Consider the following 18,200-nt stretch of genomic DNA (forward strand, 5'->3'; position numbering starts at 1 on the left):
GCTGCAGTTGACCGGACTTCCCGATTACGACACAGCCCTGCTTTTTCAGGAGGAATTTATCGGTCTTCGCTCAATCCTGAACGCCGAACTTATCAATTTTGAAGCAGGAGGACTCTCATTCTTTGAAATCGAATGCACCGGCAGCGGCAGCAGTTTTGCCCAACTTGTAAACAATGCCATAATTAAACCGATCAATAAAAAACTTGACGGTCCCAGGCTCAAACTTATTTCTCAACATGGCAATGTTGTGACAGTTGCTGTTGATCCTGGAAAAGAGGCAGGAGGACTGCAGGAAGCCATCATGTCCAACCCTCCTGCATCCCTGGCTGCAGCATCGCCTGAACGCGTGAAACAATTAATACAGAGTGCTGATTTACTGGAAAAAATTGTCAAAATGAACCCTGCCCTCAAGTAGCGGAAAAGGATCATTATATTGCTCTTATATCCAGTTTTGTAATTGGTCACAGGTATCGCAGATTTTTTTGCAAACAACCCTAACCAGGACTTAACAAGTCTAAACTCCCACAGGAGGCCCACATGAGAAACAGTTTTCTTGCCTTGATGTCACTGACAATCTTTTCCCTTTCCGTCTTTCTTTCAGGCTGCGTACCTACCAGTACCGGTTCCGGCGGATCGGCTTCTCTGATGGCAAACAAAACAGCCGATCAGAGTTTGTACAAACCCGTCAATTATGCCAATGCAAATAAAAAGGGACCAACGGTCATCGTCCTTCCCGGAAAGATAAAAAACAGCAATGCTTCGTTCACCCAGAAAGTCACACCTAATAATATCGCAGATTTTGCTGAAATTGAGCTGAGTAATGCTAATTTCAGGGTGCTTGAGCGAACGGATCTCGGTCCTATGCTGAAGGAAGTCGAACTGGCTGTCAGCATGGGCAATCCTTCTGCCCTGCAGAAATTCAAACGTGGTAAATTCAAGTCCACAAAATGGTTTATAAAATTTGATATTCTCAAGGCTGAAAAAGTAGCCACGGCCGGACAGGGCTTTGATGGTGCCGCAATCGGTTCTATCTTCGGTTCTGTTGTGGGTGGTCTGACCGGAACAGTGGGGTCCACAACCATCAGGTCAGCCAAGGCAAGTGAAGACGCGGCAGTATGGATTATCGGTTTACGCTATAAGATTGTCGATGCCTCGACAAGTGAACAGGTTGCCACAGGATATGTGGAAAAGAAAATGGAAACCGGCAAGAAAACCCAGGGACTTCTCGGAATATCCGGAAATGCTGAGCAGTTGACAACTCTTGACACCATAGTACAACGACTGGTGCAGGAGGCGGTGGTGAAAATAGACCAGAGGAAATAAATAAATCAGGGCCGACCGAAACCAGGCGGGTCGGCCTCAATGAGGTTTCATTCCTTCTCACTATCACCCGGTCAGAAGAGCAAATCGTTCCCAGAAGTCCGGAAAAGATTTTGCCACACATTCTTCCCCGCGTATCCTCACCCCCTCCACCCTTAAACCGGCCACAGCCATACTCATCGCCATCCTGTGATCCTCATAGGTCTCAATCTCGGCGCCTCTCAGATTTTTTCCTCCGTCACCATGAATCACCATACGGTCTTCAAATTCCTCTATCTTCACCCCGAGTTTTCCAAGCTCCGTCACTACAGCGGACAACCGGTCACATTCCTTGATGCGCAGGTGAGCAATATTCTTTATTTCCGTTTTTCCATCAGCAAAAGCGGCGACAACAGCCAGAGTGGGAACAACATCGGGCATATCCCCCATATCCACAGTGATCCCCGTGAGACGCTCACTGCCGTGGAGGGTGATTGTTTTTCCGGATCGAACAACATTGCAACCCATCCGTCCCAGAAGGGGCACCAGCATAACGTCACCCTGGAGAGAGGGGACAGGAACATTTTCAACGGTAACCGAGCCTCCTGTCACTGCGGCTGCGGCCCAGAAATATGAAGCATTGGAACCATCTCCTTCAATCTCATATTCCCTCGGCCGATAACATCCACCGGGTACGGTGAACCTGCTGAAATCCGGGGCAGCCTCCACTTCAATACCGAAATCAGCCATCACCGCCAGGGTCATGGCAACATACGGTTTTGAGAGCACCTCCCCCTCCACGTGCAGTTCTGCCTGTTTTCCGGCATAAGGCGCCACCAGTAAAAGAGAGGAAAGATACTGGCTAGACTGCCCTGCAGGAAGAATCGTAGTCCCCCCTGCAATACCGCGCGCCTCGATTTTCAGCGGTGGACACCCACTGCCCTTCATCGAGGAAATATCAACGCCCCAGCCTCTCAAGGCTCTTATCAATGGATCAATGGGGCGAGAATGCATCCTCTCATCCCCATCAATAATATAACTTCCCCGACCAAGGGAAACAACGGACGTGAGAAAACGGGTGGCCGTCCCGTTATTTCCAAGAAAAATTGTTTTTCCATCCGACTTGACAGATCCTCCCCGGCCTTCAACAAGCCAGTCTTTCCCCTTTTCTATGGCTATTCCCATCTGTGCCAGGGCACCTGAAGAATATTCAGTGTCCTCACTTTCAAGAGGTCCGATCAAACGGCTTCTGCCATCCGCCAGGGCGGCTGCAATCAACGCCCTCTGGGTCAGGCTTTTGGATCCGGGAACTGAAACGGTGGCTTTAATTTTTTTTTCGGCCGGCTGTATGATCTTCATTGTCTTTATTTCTCTTTTAAATGTAACTACTCACAGGGTTAGCAATTATGTGATTTTATTACCTCTGAACTGTAATTGCTCACAGGTGCCGCAGATTTTTGCAGGCTCTTCTTCGCTATAGCCTACTATGCGAACAAAAGAGACCGTGTAAAGGTGCGGTACCTGTGAGTAATTACTTTTAAATTTACATTTCTCTTAAACCACCATCAAGTGCCCCGATCAGGCTTCTCACCGAAGGCAGTTTCTCGGCGGTCACGTAATCACTGATACCGTCAACAACCTCTTCACTGGCTCTGGGATTGACAAAACTGGCTGTACCGATCTGGACAGCCGAAGCCCCGGCCAGAAGAAATTCAAGGGCGTCTTCACTGGTTTCAATACCACCGATACCAATTACAGGAACAGAAACAGATCCGGCAACCTGGTACACCATCCGCAGGGCAACCGGTTTGATAGCTGGTCCGGACAGGCCACCGATGATATTGCCCAGGACAGGCTTTCTCGTTTTTACATCAACAGCCATGCCGATCAAAGTATTGATCAGTGAAATGGCATCAGCGCCTCCGTCTTCAACACTTTTGGCCATCACGGTAATATCTGATACGTTGGGAGAAAGTTTGACCATAACCGGCACGTCAGCTCTCTCCTTGACGGCCTTTGTTACAGCCATTGCCATGTTGGGATCTGTCCCGAAAGCAACTCCCCCCTTCTTCACATTGGGGCAGGATATGTTAACCTCAAGTCCGGCAACACCTTCAACTCCCGCCAGTTTTTCTGTGATTTCCCTGTATTCATCCAGGGAATCTCCAAGGATGTTGACTATTACGGGTATGTTGAGCCCAGCCAGGTAAACCATTTTTTCAGCAATAAATTTATCCACACCCACGTTCTGCAGGCCAATGGCGTTAAGCATACCACACGGGGTTTCAACAATCCTGGGAGGAGGGTTTCCTTCACGGGGATAGAGAGAGATACCTTTGACAATGACAGCCCCCAGCCGATGCAGATTCATCAACTGCTCAAATTCCCTGGCATAACCAAAGGTACCCGAAGCTGTCATAACAGGGTTGGCAATTGTCAGGGAACCACCAATATTCACCCGAAGATCGGGCCCTGTATTCTGAGAATTGTTCACGAATTCCATATCAGCTCCTCCGCGTCAAAAACAGGCCCGTTCAAACAGACATGGGCATATGTACCCTTCCTGGTCTTTCTGCTGCAGCCCAGACAGGCCCCCATCCCACAGGCCATGACACTCTCTACCGAAACCTGGCAGGGAATAGAATGATCCCTGCACAATTTTCCAATCCTCGCCATCATCGGTTCCGGGCCACATGTATAAACCATGCTTTTTCCTGAAAGTTCCTCTGCGTCAAGCAGATCAGTCACAAAACCTTCGTGACCGAAAGAACCGTCATCCGTAGCTGTCAGCAGCCTCAAGCCGAACTCCCGGAAATCCTTCACCAGCGGTTCCACTTCAACTCTGCTGCGTCCTCCAAGGATAATCAGATCTCCGTTGCGTTCGCGTTTTAAGCGGCAAATTGATTTCGCCAGAAAAAGCATGGGCGCAATACCCAACCCTCCCCCGATGAGAATGGCCGAACCTGTTTTTTTAACCTGAAAACCACGCCCGAGAGGGCCAAACATGGACACCTCCTCTCCGACCTTGACCCTGGCAAGCATATCCGTGCCACGGCCGACAATCTTAAAATAGATCTGTAACTGCCCGGAAGAACTTGTCTGATGAATTGAAAACGGCCGTCGAAGCAGGGGGTCCTTTCCCAGACCGGCCTTAATCATGACAAACTGGCCGGCCCTTGCGACCCGTGCAATATCCGGGGCACGAAATGTGATGCGATAATTTTCGTGTGAAAACTGTTCAACACGTAATACTGTTGTTTTTTCCTGGTATTGTGACATGGTTATAGATACACTTGGAAGAGTTAACGAAACTTAACTGGTGTCTGTTCAGAAATATGGATTTTTGTTCGAGATCAAGGCGCACGGGAAATTTTACCGCAGGCATACAGTTGATATCGGAGTCTACGCTTACCTCCGAGGATAAAATTTTCCGGGCACCGCAGATATCAGGCAAAAAGACCAACTATGGTAACTGGTCACAGGGGTAGCAATCATATGATTTTATTACCTCTGAACTGTAATTGTTCACAGGTGCCACGTATTTTTGCAGGCTCTTCTTCGCTATAGCCCTACCTATGCGGACACAAGAGACCGTGAAAAGCTGGGGTACCTGTGAGCAATTACCAACTATGGGCAGGCACTGACTGCCTATTATTTAAAACAGTACAACACAGTTCACATGATTTCTACTCCATTTCTCATGGCAGCGGCAGCTCTTCTGGGCCTGGTAATCGGTAGTTTCCTCAACGTAGTTATTCTCCGGCTTCCTTCGAAAGACAGCTCCATAGTTTTTCCGGCCTCCCACTGCCCCGGCTGTAAAACACCTCTTGCATGGTACGAAAACATTCCGGTTTTCAGCTTTTTTTTCCTGCGAGGCAAATGCGCCCACTGCCGGGCCACCATATCGTTCCAGTATCCCCTTGTGGAAATACTGACGTCATTACTGGCAGTTGGTGTTCTCAAGACATTCGGCTCTTCACTGGAAGCAGCTGGATATTTCATTTTTGGAGCGGCTCTCCTGGTGATTATTTTTATTGATATCCATCACCAGATCATTCCTGATGTAATCAGCCTGCCGGGAATTATTCTTGGATTTTCTTTCTCAGTCTTCAGTCACCATCTCAGATGGCAGGACTCTCTGACAGGTATCATTCTCGGAGGCGGCGTTCTCTATTCGATTGCCCTTGTTTACTCACTGCTCCGCAAACAGGAGGGAATGGGGGGCGGAGATATCAAACTGCTGGCAATGATAGGCGGCTGGCTTGGCTGGCAGTCACTCCCTTTTGTTATATTTTTCAGTTCCTTCACCGGATCGATAGTCGGCCTGATTGCCATGAGGTCCCAGAAAAAAGGGGGCAGCACCCGCATTGCCTTTGGTCCTTTTCTCTCATGCACGGCTCTTGTTTACCTCTTTTTTTCAGTACAGATCCTTGATTTTTACCGTTTCTACTTTTTCGGACAGTAACCGAAAAGTAATTGGTCACAGGGGTGGCTACTCTGTGATTTTATAGAAAGCAAGGTCATATCATTTTTCATCCAGGATTGTCCGTGCCAGTTGCTGCCCGATCCTGAGGGCAATGACTTTCTGTTCCCTGTTATGACCATATCCCGGATAATGTTTTCTGAACCACGAATTTTCCTTTCGCACCATTTTCCCCCGTAACTGCAGAACAAGTCCCATGGTCCGCCACGGTTCCCTGATAAGATGGGTGAAAACAATCGGTGATTGCACCAGGGCTCCATGTTTTTTCAGATATCTTCTCAATTCCCAGTTATGAACCCGCCAGTATGCCCTGCATGAAATCAAGGGAATGACGCACTGGCCACGCAGCTCATCACCATGATTGTCAAGGAAATCGAGAACAGGTCCACTGGGATGATACGACCAGGTCGGGCCTGCCAGTATAACCCTGGACCAGCGGCCTGAACATGTTTTTTCAATTGGTTTTATTTTCGACCGGAGAAGAAAAAATGTCTGAATCGTGGCCTTGAGCAGATCATAATAGGATTTAAACGGGAAATCATAGGGCGACACGGGAGTCAGTTGTTGAACGCTGACCTCAACGCCTTCACCTTCCAGACCTTCAATAATTCTGTTTAGAAGCAGTTTTGTCTGACCTGTGAAGGAATAATAAATTATGAGTACACGTTTTTTTTGCAATAGCAACTCTCTTTGTAACCACTCACAGGGGAAAACAACCTTAATTGGTCACAGGGATAGCAACTCCATGACCAATTACCTTTACCGAGGACGCGAAGTTCAGGTTAACAACAATCAGATAAACCGGCATGGCCGGACTCTATGGCTCGGCCACAAAAAGCCAATGAAAATCCCAACTGCGGCGATACAACCCTCAGCCGAGGATTTTCAGATAAATCTAACAAAAAAAAAAGCCCCCGACAAGTCGGAGGCTTTTTTCTTTTTTTCAGCGTATCCTTCTCAGGCTTCAACCTCGTGTTCCACCCCAATGGCAATTTTATACAACAAAGTCACCAGGAGAAAACCAGTAGCCCATATCCCAAGGGTAATCCCTATTTCATTGGCAGTGGGATAGTACTCTGTAATTTCCTCTAGAGGGCTGACAACCAGACCACCCATGACAAAACCAAGTCCCTTGTCGAGCCAGAGCGCCACAAAGATCATCACACAACCGATGCCAACCATGAGGTCTGTTCCGGTTTTCCTTATTTTCATGTAGGCAAACAGGCCGAGCCCACCAAAACAGAGCAGAACCGAACTCCACATGAAAGGAACAAGATTATTGTAGACATGCCCGTGATGCTCAAGCCCGAAGAAAAGGTATTCCAGTGAATGCTTATGCCCAGGGATATTGGAATAATAACCGACAAAGAACTCAAGCAGCACAAAGAACGCGTTAATCAGGGCCGCATACATGATAATGGTTGTCAGCTTGCTGATGGCCTCCTTACCGGCATCAAAATTGGCCACACGCTTCATGATAAGGCAGGCTACCACAATAAGAGCCGGTCCCGCTGCAAAGGCAGACGCCAGAAAACGGGGCGCAGTAATGGCGGAAAGCCAGAAATGACGACCGGGAAGACCACAGTAAAGCATGGCGGTTACCGTGTGAATGGACACGGCAAATGGAATGGAAACATAAACAAAGATATAGACCCACTTTGGTGGCTTGACCTGTTTACGCTCTGCTGTAAGAATGACCCAGCCACAGATAACATTGAGCCCCAGGTAACCAAGAAGAACAACCATATCCCAGAACAGCATGGAATTAGGGGTCGGGTGCAGCATCATATTCAGACCACGCAATGGTTGTCCAATATCCGCCATGATAAACATCAGGCACATCACGATTGATGCAATTGCCAGAAATTCACCGAGAATAGTGAGACGACCGAACACTTTGTAATTATGAATATAGTAGGGCAGAACAAGCATCAACCCTCCTGCAGCAACCCCGACAAGAAAGGTAAATTGTGATATATACAATCCCCAGGACAGATCACGTCCCATTCCGGTCAACCCCAAACCGAAGAGAAATTGTCTGATATAACAGATCGCTCCAACACCGATGAATGCGCACAAAACAGCGAGCCACATCCAGTAGCGAGAGTTTCCTTTAAATACTTTTTCAATCATGACATCCTCACACTATGTAAAAGACTGACGGTTTCGTTCCAAGGGACGGCTTCCTCTGGATCGTATTTTCTTTTTCAAGAACTTTACGAATTTCCGATTCGGGATCATTCAGATCTCCAAATACGATAGCACCGGATTCCTTGACTGCTTCGAGACAGGCGGGCTCTTTCCCCAGTGCGAGGCGCTCACCACAAAAATTGCATTTTTCCACTACACCACGCATACGGGTCGGGAAATCCGGATTATACTCCTTGATATAAGGCCTCGGATTCTCCCAGTTGAAACTCCTGGCACCGTAGGGGCAGCCCATCATACAGAACCGGCAACCGATACAGCGATGAAAATCCATGGCAACAATACCGTTTTCCTTGTTGACAAAGGTTGCCTTTGTCGGACAGACCCGAACACAGGGAGGATTGTCACAGTGATTACATAATACGAGGAAATTATTTCCCTCACGTGTTTTTGAAGCATGATAGGAAGAGTGCTCAGGAAAAACATTTTCAAAGGGCATCTCCCATATCCACTTGATTTCACTTTTTCTGCTGTCAATCTGCGGAATGTTATGCACCTTGTTGCATGCGGCAATAGCCTTTTCCATCAACTCAGGCTTGCCATAGAGTTTCCGCATATCTATAACCATACCGAGGCGAATCCCCTTGGGTGCTTCTTCGGTACCATGGGCGGGGGCCATGTGCCCTTCTTCCGGAGCACCATGTTCCGCTGCTGTTCCATGGCCCGATGAAGCCAGTGCCGGAGAAGATGTCAACTTGACAACAGCCGGAGCGCTGATACCGGCAAGTGCAGTGGCACCCGCCATCTTCAGGAATTTTCTTCTTTGCTTATCCATTAGTGAGTCTCCTTCTTCGACACTACGTCTGCCGGAGTCAGGTGACAATCCCAGCAGTACGGCTTAACAGAGGTATATTCGTGACAGGAGTCACAGAACTTTTCCTTGCTTGTGTGACACTGCATACAGGCCATCTGCAACCCTTTGCGATATTGCTTGCCATCAACCGTTATAATATCACGCTTGTTATCACGAAGAACGGCATCTCTCCACTCATTCAGCAGTTGCATATGAGATGCCCGCATAACAGATTCCGGTGCCACACAGTTCTTTTCTCCGCCGGGCGGCAGCTCAGGTTTCGGCGCGGGACCTGCAGTCGAGAACGCGTTGTACCAGAGCGGGAAAGTGACAACGAGGACAAAAATCGCCAGTCCCGGAATAATTGTTCCTTTATTGTACATGAGATAACTCCTCTATTCAGATCAGGATTTAGAAAACCATCGTCCGGAGGCCTTCTTCAAGCTCCCCGCGAGTCTCGCCTTCCTGGACAATCGCGTTGGCAACGAGCTCCGTTACTCCGCAGACCCCGACCTCGGGTGTCCAGAAATTATTCAGGGTAGTCAGCGTCGCCCTGTCGATCGCACACACACAGGAAAGCATGTTAACTCCGTGCTTTTCATGGACATACTTCACTGCGTTTGCCCTGGGCAATCCTGATCGCATTCTCAACTCCATAATTTCATCGGTATTCAGACCGGTTCCTGAACCACAGCAGAATGTCTGCTCTCTGATGGTGTTCTCAGGCATCTCCACCCAGTCCACCACGTGATCAAGAATATAACGCGGTTCATCTATCAATCCCATCGCCCTTGCGGGATTACAGGAATCATGGAAAGTCGCCTTGACATGACTGTTACGGCTCTTATCCAGCTTCAACTTACCATGTTTGATAAGATCGGCGGTGAATTCACTGATATGAACCATTTTGGTGGAAGCGGCATTTTCAAAAACAGTCCCGGTAATCGGAGAAACCGGTTTTTCCAGGAAATCCGCAGGACCGTTCATAGTGTCCATATACTGGTGGACAACTCTCCACATATGACCGCATTCTCCACCAAGGATATATTTTACCCCGAGACGCTCTGCTTCCGCGTACATTTTGGCGTTCAGCTTCTTCATCGCCTCATTGTTGGTGAAAAGTCCGAAGTTTCCACCCTCTGAGGCATAAGTAGACCAGGTATAATCGAGACCAATGGCCTCAAAAAGAAGCAGATAGCCCATGGCCGTATAGAGTCCCGGTTCAGCAAAGACATCCGCTGATGGTGTAATAAAAAGGATCTCGGCCCCTTTTCTGTTAAAACTTATATTGGGCTTGATTCCGGTAAGATTTTCAACATCGTCCACCAGAAACTCAACATTGTCTTTAAAGGTATGAGGCTGAAGCCCCATATGGTTACCTGTGCGGTTCGAATTTGAAACCGGCTCCAGAATCCAGTTGATACCGACACCTACCAGATGCAGCAGTTCACGGATCATCATGGTTACTTCAGCAGTGTCGATGCCGTATGGGCAGAACACGGAACAACGCCGACATTCCGTGCACTGATAAGAATACATGAACCATTCCTTCAGCACACCCACTGTCATTTCACGGGCTCCTGCCATTTTGCCGAGTATTCTTCCGGCAAGAGTAAAATCATTTCTGTACACGGAGCGCAGCAGCTCAGCCCGCAGAACAGGCATATTCTTGGGATCACCCGTGCCAAGGAAAAAGTGACATTTATCCGCACAGGCTCCGCAGCGAACGCAGCAGTCCATAAATATTTTCAGAGACCTGAACTTATCCAGGCGCTCCTTAAGTCCCTTCAGGATAATATCCTTCCAGTCTTCTGGAAGTTTCCAGTCATCGTCTTCGGGTGACCATTCCCGTGCATTGGGAAAACTCAGGCCAGACTGGCTGTTGAGATATTCCACCTTGTCTTTTTTGGCCACGTAGGCATAATTTCCGGGTTTAAAATGCACCGGAATATCCATCCAGTCCCTGGTAGGTATTGCTCCAGTTGCCAAGGATGGTCCCTGCACTACGCTCTGCGATAATTGTTCTAATTTGGGAACTGACATCTTATCTAATCCTCATAAGCTAGTTTTGGGTCAATACTGTTTTATTCTTCATCCTTTTTCGGCGGCAACTCTTTTTCAACCGGAATTCCGGCATCTACCATGAACTCTCTGAACTCGTCCTCATATCCCGCATAGGAGTGAGGAAGGATCCTCGGATTCCACGGATTTATATGACGTACTGCCCGACTGTTGTTCTTCATATTCCGGGTAGGACTCATGAACACTCCGGCAAAGTGCATCAGTTTACTGAAAGGAAAATAAGCAATCAGTACACAGACAAGGAAAAGATGGATATAAAAAATAGCTCCGATTTTCGTACCGATAACAGGGGAAAATGTTACAAGCCCCACGGCCAGTTGCTTAATGGTGACAATATCAATATCAGTCCGGAGAAAATAACGCATCAGGATTCCGGTGGCACCAATAGAAAAAATAAGAACCAGCGGAAAATAGTCGTTAATCAGGGAAATAAAACGTACATGACGATTGACAATACGCCTGCTGAAAAGCAGCACACATCCCGCGAGAAGTCCAACATCGGTGATATACCAGGTTGGCGCACCCACCTGAAAGATACCGTCCCCGAACTCCAGCCAGCCGATCCAGGCCGGAATAGGATCGAGAAACAGTCGCATATGCCTGATTATAATCATTAAAAATGAATAATGAAAAATCAGGGCAAACAACCACAACCACTTGGAAGATTCGTAGGTGAGTTTTGGACCATCGTGAATTTCTGATTTGGTATTCCTGAAAAGCGACCTGAACGTCACAATTTCAAGAAACATCCGAGCCACTACTTCCGGAAACGTATCAGGTGCTTCCAATCTGTTATGCTTGATAAAATCCAGCGATTTACCCTGACCACAAGTGGTCTGGATCGAGAAAGGAACAGGAGATTTCCCCCACTGTACCACCCGATAAATGCAACCGCCCAGGAAGATCATCATGGCCAGATACGGCAGAGCGACACCAAACAGATAAGGCATCCCGGGTACCTGTGATCCGAGCCAAGCAATCAGAATCAAAGCAATGACTGCCAGGAATGAGAAGGCATACTTCATTTCTTACCTCGCTTCAATTAAACTGAGTTTTGGAAACAATAAAATAAAAAGAAAAAAACCTTTCGTTTTTATTGAGACCAGTTAAAAACTATTTACCGTCTTAATTACTTTCTTGTTTTCAGCCAACATGGCCGAAGGGCACTTGCTGTCCGTCAATATCTGACGGCCGGATTTGATTTCGTCAATACGAACCTGGTAAAGCCGTTCACGATAACTCATGTATATATCAAAGGCGGCCAAAACTGCCAGATCCACCCTGAACTCAAAATCATACAGCTCACTGATAAAACGGCTTCTTTCCTTATCCCCTTCAAAGGCCTCGCGAACGATATGTTTGACAGCATTTATCGGTGCCACCGCCTGGGCCGGTGTAAATTCCTGAACCGAGCGAATGGAGATAATCTGCTCCAGCGGACCGGAGAACTCCTTCACGTCACCATCTCCCGTAAGAAGCAGAAAAAGCTTCTTCAGACCTTCTCTGAAATTTCCCCCGACAGGGTTTGCAAATTTGTCCCCTTCCTTTATAAAAAAAGAGGACGAAGAATATGTTGAGAGGGTGTATTCAACCCACCGGTTAACGATTTTATCCCCGTGAAACCTGAATGCTTCTGCAATATCCATAATCCAAACCCCTTCAGTAAGACAACTTCTTTCAGGAAAACGGCCATTTTATCCCGAGAAAAGAGAACTGAATGGTCATTCACAAATTCACACTTTTATCACCTTTCCCAGCCTTTTTCAACAATAATTTTACCGCGCGAAAAGCCTGGAAAACGGACAAACCGGCACGGCCGAATGCCATGGCACTACCGGTTTATCTGGAAATCTTCGGCTTAGGGTTTATTGCCGCAGTCGGGATTTTCATTGGTTTTTTGCGGCCGAGCCATAGAGTCCGGCCATGCCGGTTTATCTGGAGCTTAAATGGACAATATCCCCGACAATATTGACAGCTTCCTGAATGTAGGGGTCTTCATGTATATCCTTCAGCCAGACCTCCCTGCTGCCCTCTTCTTCCGCCTGTTTTTCGACTTTCTCGGGATCGTCTTCAGTCTCACGCCGGTATTTCCGGTAATGGGCCCCGACCTTTTCTCTCACCTGACGGGCTTCTTCGCGCTTCTCACGCATTTCATTAATATCAATGGAAACAACTGTTTCATCCTGACGTTTTTTTGCCTTTTCCGCCTCTTCCCTGATTGTCTTCAATCCCTCATCATCAACAACACGTTTTCTGCTTTTCTTCCGCAACAGGTCCATATCCACGTTAAAATCAGGATAGGGCGTATAGTGCACGGGTTGAATGGTATCCCACGGCAGGGTATATTCCAGATACCGCTCCCCGGATTTGAGGTGATCAAACAGGGAGGGAAGAACAATGTCCGGCTCCACGCCTTTATACTGGGTGGAACCACCGTTTACCCTGTAAAATTTCTGGATGGTCACCTTCAACGCTCCGAGATCATCGTATTTACGCAGATAGAACAGTGGAATATGATCACTGAGGTTTATTACCGCCTGCACCGTTCCCTTCCCGTGGGTATGCTTTCCACCAACTATCACCCCCCTGTGGTAATCCTGAATGGCGGCGGCCACAATTTCGGATGCGGATGCCGAAAATTTATTGACCAGGACAACCAGGGGGCCATCATAGACAATGGCATCATCCTTATCTTCGAGCACCTTCCTGTCTCCGAAACTGTTCTTCACCTGGACAACCGGCCCCGACCTGATAAAAAGCCCCGCTATATCAACAGCATCAATCAGTGCTCCACCTCCATTATCCCTGAGATCAAGGACAATACCATCAACATTTTCATCTTCCATTTTCAGGATTTCCTTACGGGTATCGTCTGTTGAATTTCTCCCGTGGGCACCATTTCTTGTCCCTTCAAAATCCCGGTAAAAACCGGGAATAAAAATATAGCCGGTTTTGCGACCGTCTTCGGAGTTGATCACGGCACTTTTTACAAAAGATTCCTCCTTGAGCACAACATCGCGGATAATGGCAATGACTTCCTTTGCTCCATCAGGTTTTCTGACGGTCAACCGTACTTCATCACCCTTCGGTCCCCGGATAAGTCTCACCGCATCCCTCAAGCGCATATCCGTAATATCCACAGGCTCTTCATCCCCCTGGGCAACCTGGAGAATAATGTCTTCCGCCTTCAGTCTCCCCTGTCTGGCCGCAGCACTGCCGGGAATTATCCGTACCACCTTGATCATGCCGTCCTTTTCCATCAGCATGGCACCTATACCCTCAAGGGAGCCGCGCATATTGATATCAAAATCCTCTTTGGAAGCGGGAGAAATATAATTTGTGTGGGGACCAAAAGCCCTGGTAACTGAATTAAAGAACCTGTCGTAATGATCCTGGAGAGTTTCCTGGTGAAGGCGGTGGAAAAAATTCCTGTTTCTTTTTCTCACCTTGGCAAGAGCATCCTGCCAGAGCTCTGTCATGTTTTTCTTCTTTGCCGGATCCTCTTCCTTTTTCTGCTCCTCCTCAAGATCAAGAAACTTTGAAATCACCTGCGCTTTCAGAATTTTTCTCCACCTCTCCCGCAGTTCATCAAGATTCTGCACATAATCGATTTTTTCAACATCAGTCTCATATTTTTCCTTCCGGGTGACCGTGAAGATCCCGACCCGAAGATCCCCTTCTCCTTTACCGGAAAGTTCGACACCATCATCTGCCCTGACAGTTGTATCCTCAAGCATTTTTTCGACCATTTTTTCAACCAGCATGATCTTTTCACTGAGAATGTCATTGCCGGCATCGGGCAGAGAAATTCTGCCGCTCTTCAGGTTATCATCTATATAGTCTGCAAATGCTTCAAGCTGTTCAACATCTTTCTTGAGAAGAAAGCGTTTCTGGTAATCCAGTTGTTTGATATACAGTTTAAACGCAGCCTCTGCCAGCTCATCATTCATTGTTTTTTCACTGAAATGAAGCGCCGGCAGCTGCTTGCTCAACATATAGCCGATCAGTGCATTTCTTTTTCGATCGAGCGGGGGTGTGGTTTCGGTTCTGGCCGCCACCTGAAGTACAGAGAAGACAAGGAAAAGAAAAGTAAAGACCGAAACAATTGTATTTCTTATATTTTTCATAAACAGGTCTAATGTGAAAAGTGCTTGATAATCTCCTGAATCCGTTGCAGTTTCAGGATGGTAATTGCTCAGGATGAAAAGAGCAGATCCAGCTTCTCCCGAATTTCCGGGCCGGGTTCCACCTCCAGATCAGAGACAAACCGATACAGATCCTCCCTGGAACAGTTAATAATGGACGTCCGGCTCCCCTTTCTGACAACCTCTTCAATTTCCCTGCGTAGAAAGAGAAGAAGCTGATGGCCTGTTTCCAGGCGTATATCATCATCACGCAACCCCTGCCTGGAACAGAACCTGCACATTCTCTGATAGTTTTCCATGGACCGTTTGACCCCGCGATAGATATTGCTGCCATGGTTCTCATGATACAGGTCTCTCAGGACTATTTCCCGATAGCGGTCCATGGCAGCTTTCTGCAGAAAGGTGATCTGTTCTTCACTGAGTTCCTGACGAGGTCCGTCCTTTGCCCGGGTCAGAAAATAGACAGCGGAATTATACGCTATTTCAGGTATCTCACCAGAGTAACGAACGATATACCATTCATTTTCCAAAAGCTCCGCAAAATTACTTTCTGCCATTGTCGAGTCCGAAAAGAGAACGGATGATGGTTATTCTCAGGTCACTGTTGTCCCGGCCGGTACACGATTCACTTTTAAGATACAGCAGGGGATCGTGGAGGATTTTTGAACCAATGGCCCTGACCATTTTTTCAAGAGCCTTCTTCTCACCCTCACTTATATCATTCATCCTGAGAAGGGTCTTCTCCAGCTCTGCCGCGGTAATGATATCTATTTTTTTCCGAAGGTCACGAATAGTCGGTGTAACCGACAGCCCCTGGTACCAGCGCTGAAATTTCAGGGTTTCCTCATCCACGATCCTGGCAGCCTTGACAGCCTCTCTGTTTCTCTCCGACTTGTTTATTTCAACAACATTTGAGAGATCATCGATATCGTAGAGGTATACATTTTCAATGTCAATAAGGTGAGGATCAAGATCACGCGGAACGGCAATATCAATGAAAAAAAGCGGCTTATTCATGCGACGGGGCATGACTGATTTCACTTCCTCCTTGTGCAGGATCAGGTCTGTGGCTCCAGTCGAACTGATGATTATATCCACACGTTCAAGCTGGTGTACCAGTTCATCCATGGAGACAGCCTGGCCGTCAAATCTTTTGGCTAAATCAACAGCCCTTTCAAACGTCCTGTTGGCAACAATCACTGCCCCGACGCCATGTCCGACAAGGTGTTCGGCCGCCAGTTCGGCCATTTCACCCGCCCCGACCAGCATCACCCTTTTCCCTTTCAGGTTGCCGAAGATCTTCTCCGCAAGCTGAACTGCGGCATAACTTATTGAAACTGCGGACGAACCGACACCGGTTTCCGTGCGTACCCGTTTTGCCACCGAAAACGCCTTGTGAAGAAACCTGTTCAACAGGGGACCGGTGCAGTTGAATTGAGCAGCATATCGATAAGCTTCTTTCAGCTGGCCAAGGATCTGTGCTTCCCCCACAACCATTGAATCCAGACTCGCCGCCACAGTAAAAAGATGGTGAACCGCATCCCGGCCATAATACACATAGAGATATTCGCGACACTCTTCTGGAGAAACCGTATCACCGAACAGAAAACGGATAATCCTGGTTTCCACATCAGCTTCCTGCTCGACAACAACCAACACTTCAACCCTGTTACAGGTGGAAAGGAGATAACACTCCCGGCAGCCCTCAATCCTTTTCAGGGCAGCCAGGGGTTCCTCATAGCCCGCTGAAAGGGCGATTTTTTCACGAATCTCAACGGGAGTTGTCTTGTGATTCACCCCCATCAACAGAATTTTCTCACCCTGCATAACTGTGCACTCCTCCCAGCAGCCATGTCACGCCCCAAAGGGTAAAGATAACCGCAATAAACCCGACGATGGACATGATCGCGCTTCTCTTCCCGCGCCAGCCGACGGTGAATCTCTGGTGAATCATTACCAGGTAGAGAAACCAGGTCACAAGAGACCAGGTTTCCTTTGGGTCCCACTGCCAGTAAGCCCCCCAGGCCTGCCTGGCCCAGAGAGAGCCGGTAACAATTCCCAGGGTGAGAAAAATAAATCCCGCGGTAAGGCAATGGCTGTTGAGTTGATCCAGGGAGTCAAGTGAAGGAAAACGGGCAAAAAAGTATCCAAATTTCTTGCTTTTCAACTCCCGCTCCTGGAGCAGATACATTATACCGCCACAGAAAGCCAGGGACAGAAAACCGTAGGCAATCAATGAAACACCAGCATGAACAGGAAGCCACCAGCTCTGCAGGGCGGGAACCAGAACTGTTATCTCCCGGGACGATACGGAAGATATGAGCAGAAGCAGGAAGATCAGCAGGGTCACCAGGGTACCGAAATTTTTCACGGTATACCGCCATCTGAAGGAAAGATAGGCCCAGGTGGTGGACCAGGCGAAGAAGACGACAGCTTCGTGCTGTGATGTAATCGGTGTATGCCCCACCTGAACGTAACGTGTGATTATATAAAGAGTCTGGAGAATTCCCGAGAGTACGAGGATCCTTCTGGCGATCACCCTGAGTCCCTGATTCTGCCTGAAAAAAAAGACCAGGTATACGGCACAGGCAATAAAGGTAACCCCGAGGACTGCAAAGTAGAGCAGGTAACTGAGTTCATTCATGGCGGTTCCGGTTTAAGGCATATTTTATCTGAAAATCCGCGGCTGAGGGTTGTATCGCCGCAGTCGGGATTTTCATTGGCTTTTTGTGGCCGAGCCGTAGAGTTCGGCCATACCGGTTTATCTGATTACCAATCAAATTCAGCCGGATTGGGAATGTGCCCGCTTTATCAGGCTGGCCTACGGTCAAAAATCACTGAAAATCTCAATTGATAAAGAATTAAAATGAAAAGTGTCAGTCCAGATTATTTTTAAACCAATATAATGTGATTTTTGAAATACGCCTGATAAAACAGGCACATCCCCTGGTTCCCAAACAGCAGGCTGAGTTTTGTACGTAATCAGCGTTCCACCTGGGCGTTGCCGGGGCAAATTTAAAAATAACTTTTGTTATTTAGAAGATATTTTGTAACTACTCACAGGGGTAGCAATCTATTATCTCTGAGCTGTAATTGCTGCCTCCGTGAGTAGTTACACATTTTTCTGTTCACTGAGAAATTTTTCCAGCAGACTGATCGTGTCAATATCCGCTGGAAGCTCACGCAGCAG

General features: G+C 47.7%; 16 protein-coding genes and 1 pseudogene. 3 read left to right on the forward strand and 14 right to left on the reverse strand.

The features are described from left to right. Both ACXLDX_RS13440 and ACXLDX_RS13445 read left to right on the forward strand, forming a co-directional pair. Window positions 1-415, forward strand: a pseudogene (locus ACXLDX_RS13440) (hypothetical protein); the annotation flags it as partial. A gap of 122 nt (window positions 416-537) precedes the next feature. Beyond that, window positions 538-1,323 (forward strand): CsgG/HfaB family protein, encoded by a 786-nt coding sequence (locus ACXLDX_RS13445; protein WP_457577703.1) that lies wholly within the window; start codon window positions 538-540, stop codon window positions 1,321-1,323. A gap of 63 nt (window positions 1,324-1,386) precedes the next feature. On the opposite strand, the gene aroA is transcribed toward ACXLDX_RS13445, so the two are convergent. The 3 genes from aroA to ACXLDX_RS13460 form a co-directional block, all read right to left on the reverse strand. Further along, window positions 1,387-2,658 (reverse strand): 3-phosphoshikimate 1-carboxyvinyltransferase, encoded by a 1,272-nt coding sequence (gene aroA, locus ACXLDX_RS13450; RefSeq protein WP_457577704.1) that lies wholly within the window; start codon window positions 2,656-2,658, stop codon window positions 1,387-1,389. 184 nt (window positions 2,659-2,842) lie between these two features. Beyond that, window positions 2,843-3,802 (reverse strand): dihydroorotate dehydrogenase, encoded by a 960-nt coding sequence (locus ACXLDX_RS13455; RefSeq protein ID WP_457577705.1) that lies wholly within the window; start codon window positions 3,800-3,802, stop codon window positions 2,843-2,845. Beyond that, window positions 3,790-4,578, reverse strand: a complete 789-nt coding sequence (locus ACXLDX_RS13460; RefSeq protein WP_457577706.1) for a dihydroorotate dehydrogenase electron transfer subunit — start codon at window positions 4,576-4,578, stop codon at window positions 3,790-3,792. The genes ACXLDX_RS13455 and ACXLDX_RS13460 overlap by 13 nt, the downstream gene beginning before the upstream one ends. A 400-nt stretch (window positions 4,579-4,978) precedes the next feature. Between ACXLDX_RS13460 and ACXLDX_RS13465 the strand changes: the two genes are divergently transcribed. Continuing rightward, complete coding sequence (locus tag ACXLDX_RS13465) at window positions 4,979-5,764, forward strand: prepilin peptidase (RefSeq protein ID WP_457577707.1); 786 nt, start codon at window positions 4,979-4,981, stop codon at window positions 5,762-5,764. Between the two features lie 60 nt (window positions 5,765-5,824). Here the strand turns inward: ACXLDX_RS13465 and ACXLDX_RS13470 are convergent, their stop codons facing one another. The 11 genes from ACXLDX_RS13470 to ccsB all read right to left on the reverse strand — a co-directional run bounded on the left by ACXLDX_RS13470 (window position 5,825) and on the right by ccsB (window position 17,654). Further along, a complete protein-coding gene (locus ACXLDX_RS13470) occupies window positions 5,825-6,460 on the reverse strand; it encodes a flavodoxin family protein (protein ID WP_457577708.1) in 636 nt (211 codons plus the stop codon). 279 nt (window positions 6,461-6,739) lie between these two features. Beyond that, window positions 6,740-7,915, reverse strand: a complete 1,176-nt coding sequence (gene dsrP, locus ACXLDX_RS13475) for a sulfate reduction electron transfer complex DsrMKJOP subunit DsrP (protein WP_457577709.1) — start codon at window positions 7,913-7,915, stop codon at window positions 6,740-6,742. A 7-nt stretch (window positions 7,916-7,922) separates the two neighbouring features. Next, a complete protein-coding gene (gene dsrO, locus ACXLDX_RS13480) occupies window positions 7,923-8,765 on the reverse strand; it encodes a sulfate reduction electron transfer complex DsrMKJOP subunit DsrO (RefSeq protein WP_457577710.1) in 843 nt (280 codons plus the stop codon). Then, window positions 8,765-9,166, reverse strand: a complete 402-nt coding sequence (gene dsrJ, locus ACXLDX_RS13485) for a sulfate reduction electron transfer complex DsrMKJOP subunit DsrJ (RefSeq protein WP_457577711.1) — start codon at window positions 9,164-9,166, stop codon at window positions 8,765-8,767. The genes dsrO and dsrJ overlap by 1 nt, the downstream gene beginning before the upstream one ends. A 28-nt stretch (window positions 9,167-9,194) precedes the next feature. Further along, entirely contained in the window at window positions 9,195-10,826 is a 1,632-nt protein-coding gene (dsrK, locus tag ACXLDX_RS13490; protein WP_457577712.1) for a sulfate reduction electron transfer complex DsrMKJOP subunit DsrK, read from the reverse strand. A 41-nt stretch (window positions 10,827-10,867) separates the two neighbouring features. Beyond that, window positions 10,868-11,890, reverse strand: a complete 1,023-nt coding sequence (gene dsrM / locus ACXLDX_RS13495; protein WP_457577713.1) for a sulfate reduction electron transfer complex DsrMKJOP subunit DsrM — start codon at window positions 11,888-11,890, stop codon at window positions 10,868-10,870. 81 nt (window positions 11,891-11,971) lie between these two features. Further along, the gene (locus ACXLDX_RS13500) at window positions 11,972-12,511 is read right to left on the reverse strand and encodes an RsbRD N-terminal domain-containing protein (RefSeq protein WP_457577714.1); all 540 of its coding nucleotides are present in this window, start codon (window positions 12,509-12,511) and stop codon (window positions 11,972-11,974) included. Between the two features lie 285 nt (window positions 12,512-12,796). Next, window positions 12,797-14,992, reverse strand: coding sequence for a carboxy terminal-processing peptidase (locus ACXLDX_RS13505; RefSeq protein WP_457577715.1), 2,196 nt, complete (start codon window positions 14,990-14,992; stop codon window positions 12,797-12,799). Window positions 14,993-15,060: 68 nt separating this feature from the next. After that, entirely contained in the window at window positions 15,061-15,567 is a 507-nt protein-coding gene (locus ACXLDX_RS13510; protein ID WP_457577716.1) for a hypothetical protein, read from the reverse strand. Beyond that, window positions 15,554-16,837, reverse strand: coding sequence for a glutamyl-tRNA reductase (gene hemA / locus ACXLDX_RS13515; RefSeq protein WP_457577717.1), 1,284 nt, complete (start codon window positions 16,835-16,837; stop codon window positions 15,554-15,556). The genes ACXLDX_RS13510 and hemA overlap by 14 nt, the downstream gene beginning before the upstream one ends. Beyond that, entirely contained in the window at window positions 16,827-17,654 is an 828-nt protein-coding gene (gene ccsB / locus ACXLDX_RS13520) for a c-type cytochrome biogenesis protein CcsB (protein WP_457577718.1), read from the reverse strand. Before ccsB ends, hemA begins: the two co-directional genes overlap by 11 nt. Between the last annotated feature and the right edge of the window lie 546 nt (window positions 17,655-18,200).

The organism is Desulfomarina sp. (assembly GCF_054039375.1).

Bases quoted from the DNA above. Each gene is read 5' to 3' on its own strand.
- dsrM (WP_457577713.1), bottom strand. From the start codon at position 11,890: ATGAAGTATGCCTTCTCATTCCTGGCAGTCATTGCTTTGATTCTGATT.
- dsrP (WP_457577709.1), bottom strand. From the start codon at position 7,915: ATGATTGAAAAAGTATTTAAAGGAAACTCTCGCTACTGGATGTGGCTC.
- ACXLDX_RS13465 (WP_457577707.1), top strand. From the start codon at position 4,979: ATGATTTCTACTCCATTTCTCATGGCAGCGGCAGCTCTTCTGGGCCTG.
- dsrJ (WP_457577711.1), bottom strand. From the start codon at position 9,166: ATGTACAATAAAGGAACAATTATTCCGGGACTGGCGATTTTTGTCCTC.
- ACXLDX_RS13455 (WP_457577705.1), bottom strand. From the start codon at position 3,802: ATGGAATTCGTGAACAATTCTCAGAATACAGGGCCCGATCTTCGGGTG.
- ACXLDX_RS13500 (WP_457577714.1), bottom strand. From the start codon at position 12,511: ATGGATATTGCAGAAGCATTCAGGTTTCACGGGGATAAAATCGTTAAC.
- dsrK (WP_457577712.1), bottom strand. From the start codon at position 10,826: ATGTCAGTTCCCAAATTAGAACAATTATCGCAGAGCGTAGTGCAGGGA.
- ACXLDX_RS13445 (WP_457577703.1), top strand. From the start codon at position 538: ATGAGAAACAGTTTTCTTGCCTTGATGTCACTGACAATCTTTTCCCTT.
- ACXLDX_RS13460 (WP_457577706.1), bottom strand. From the start codon at position 4,578: ATGTCACAATACCAGGAAAAAACAACAGTATTACGTGTTGAACAGTTT.
- dsrO (WP_457577710.1), bottom strand. From the start codon at position 8,765: ATGGATAAGCAAAGAAGAAAATTCCTGAAGATGGCGGGTGCCACTGCA.
- hemA (WP_457577717.1), bottom strand. From the start codon at position 16,837: ATGCAGGGTGAGAAAATTCTGTTGATGGGGGTGAATCACAAGACAACT.
- aroA (WP_457577704.1), bottom strand. From the start codon at position 2,658: ATGAAGATCATACAGCCGGCCGAAAAAAAAATTAAAGCCACCGTTTCA.
- ACXLDX_RS13510 (WP_457577716.1), bottom strand. From the start codon at position 15,567: ATGGCAGAAAGTAATTTTGCGGAGCTTTTGGAAAATGAATGGTATATC.
- ACXLDX_RS13505 (WP_457577715.1), bottom strand. From the start codon at position 14,992: ATGAAAAATATAAGAAATACAATTGTTTCGGTCTTTACTTTTCTTTTC.
- ccsB (WP_457577718.1), bottom strand. From the start codon at position 17,654: ATGAATGAACTCAGTTACCTGCTCTACTTTGCAGTCCTCGGGGTTACC.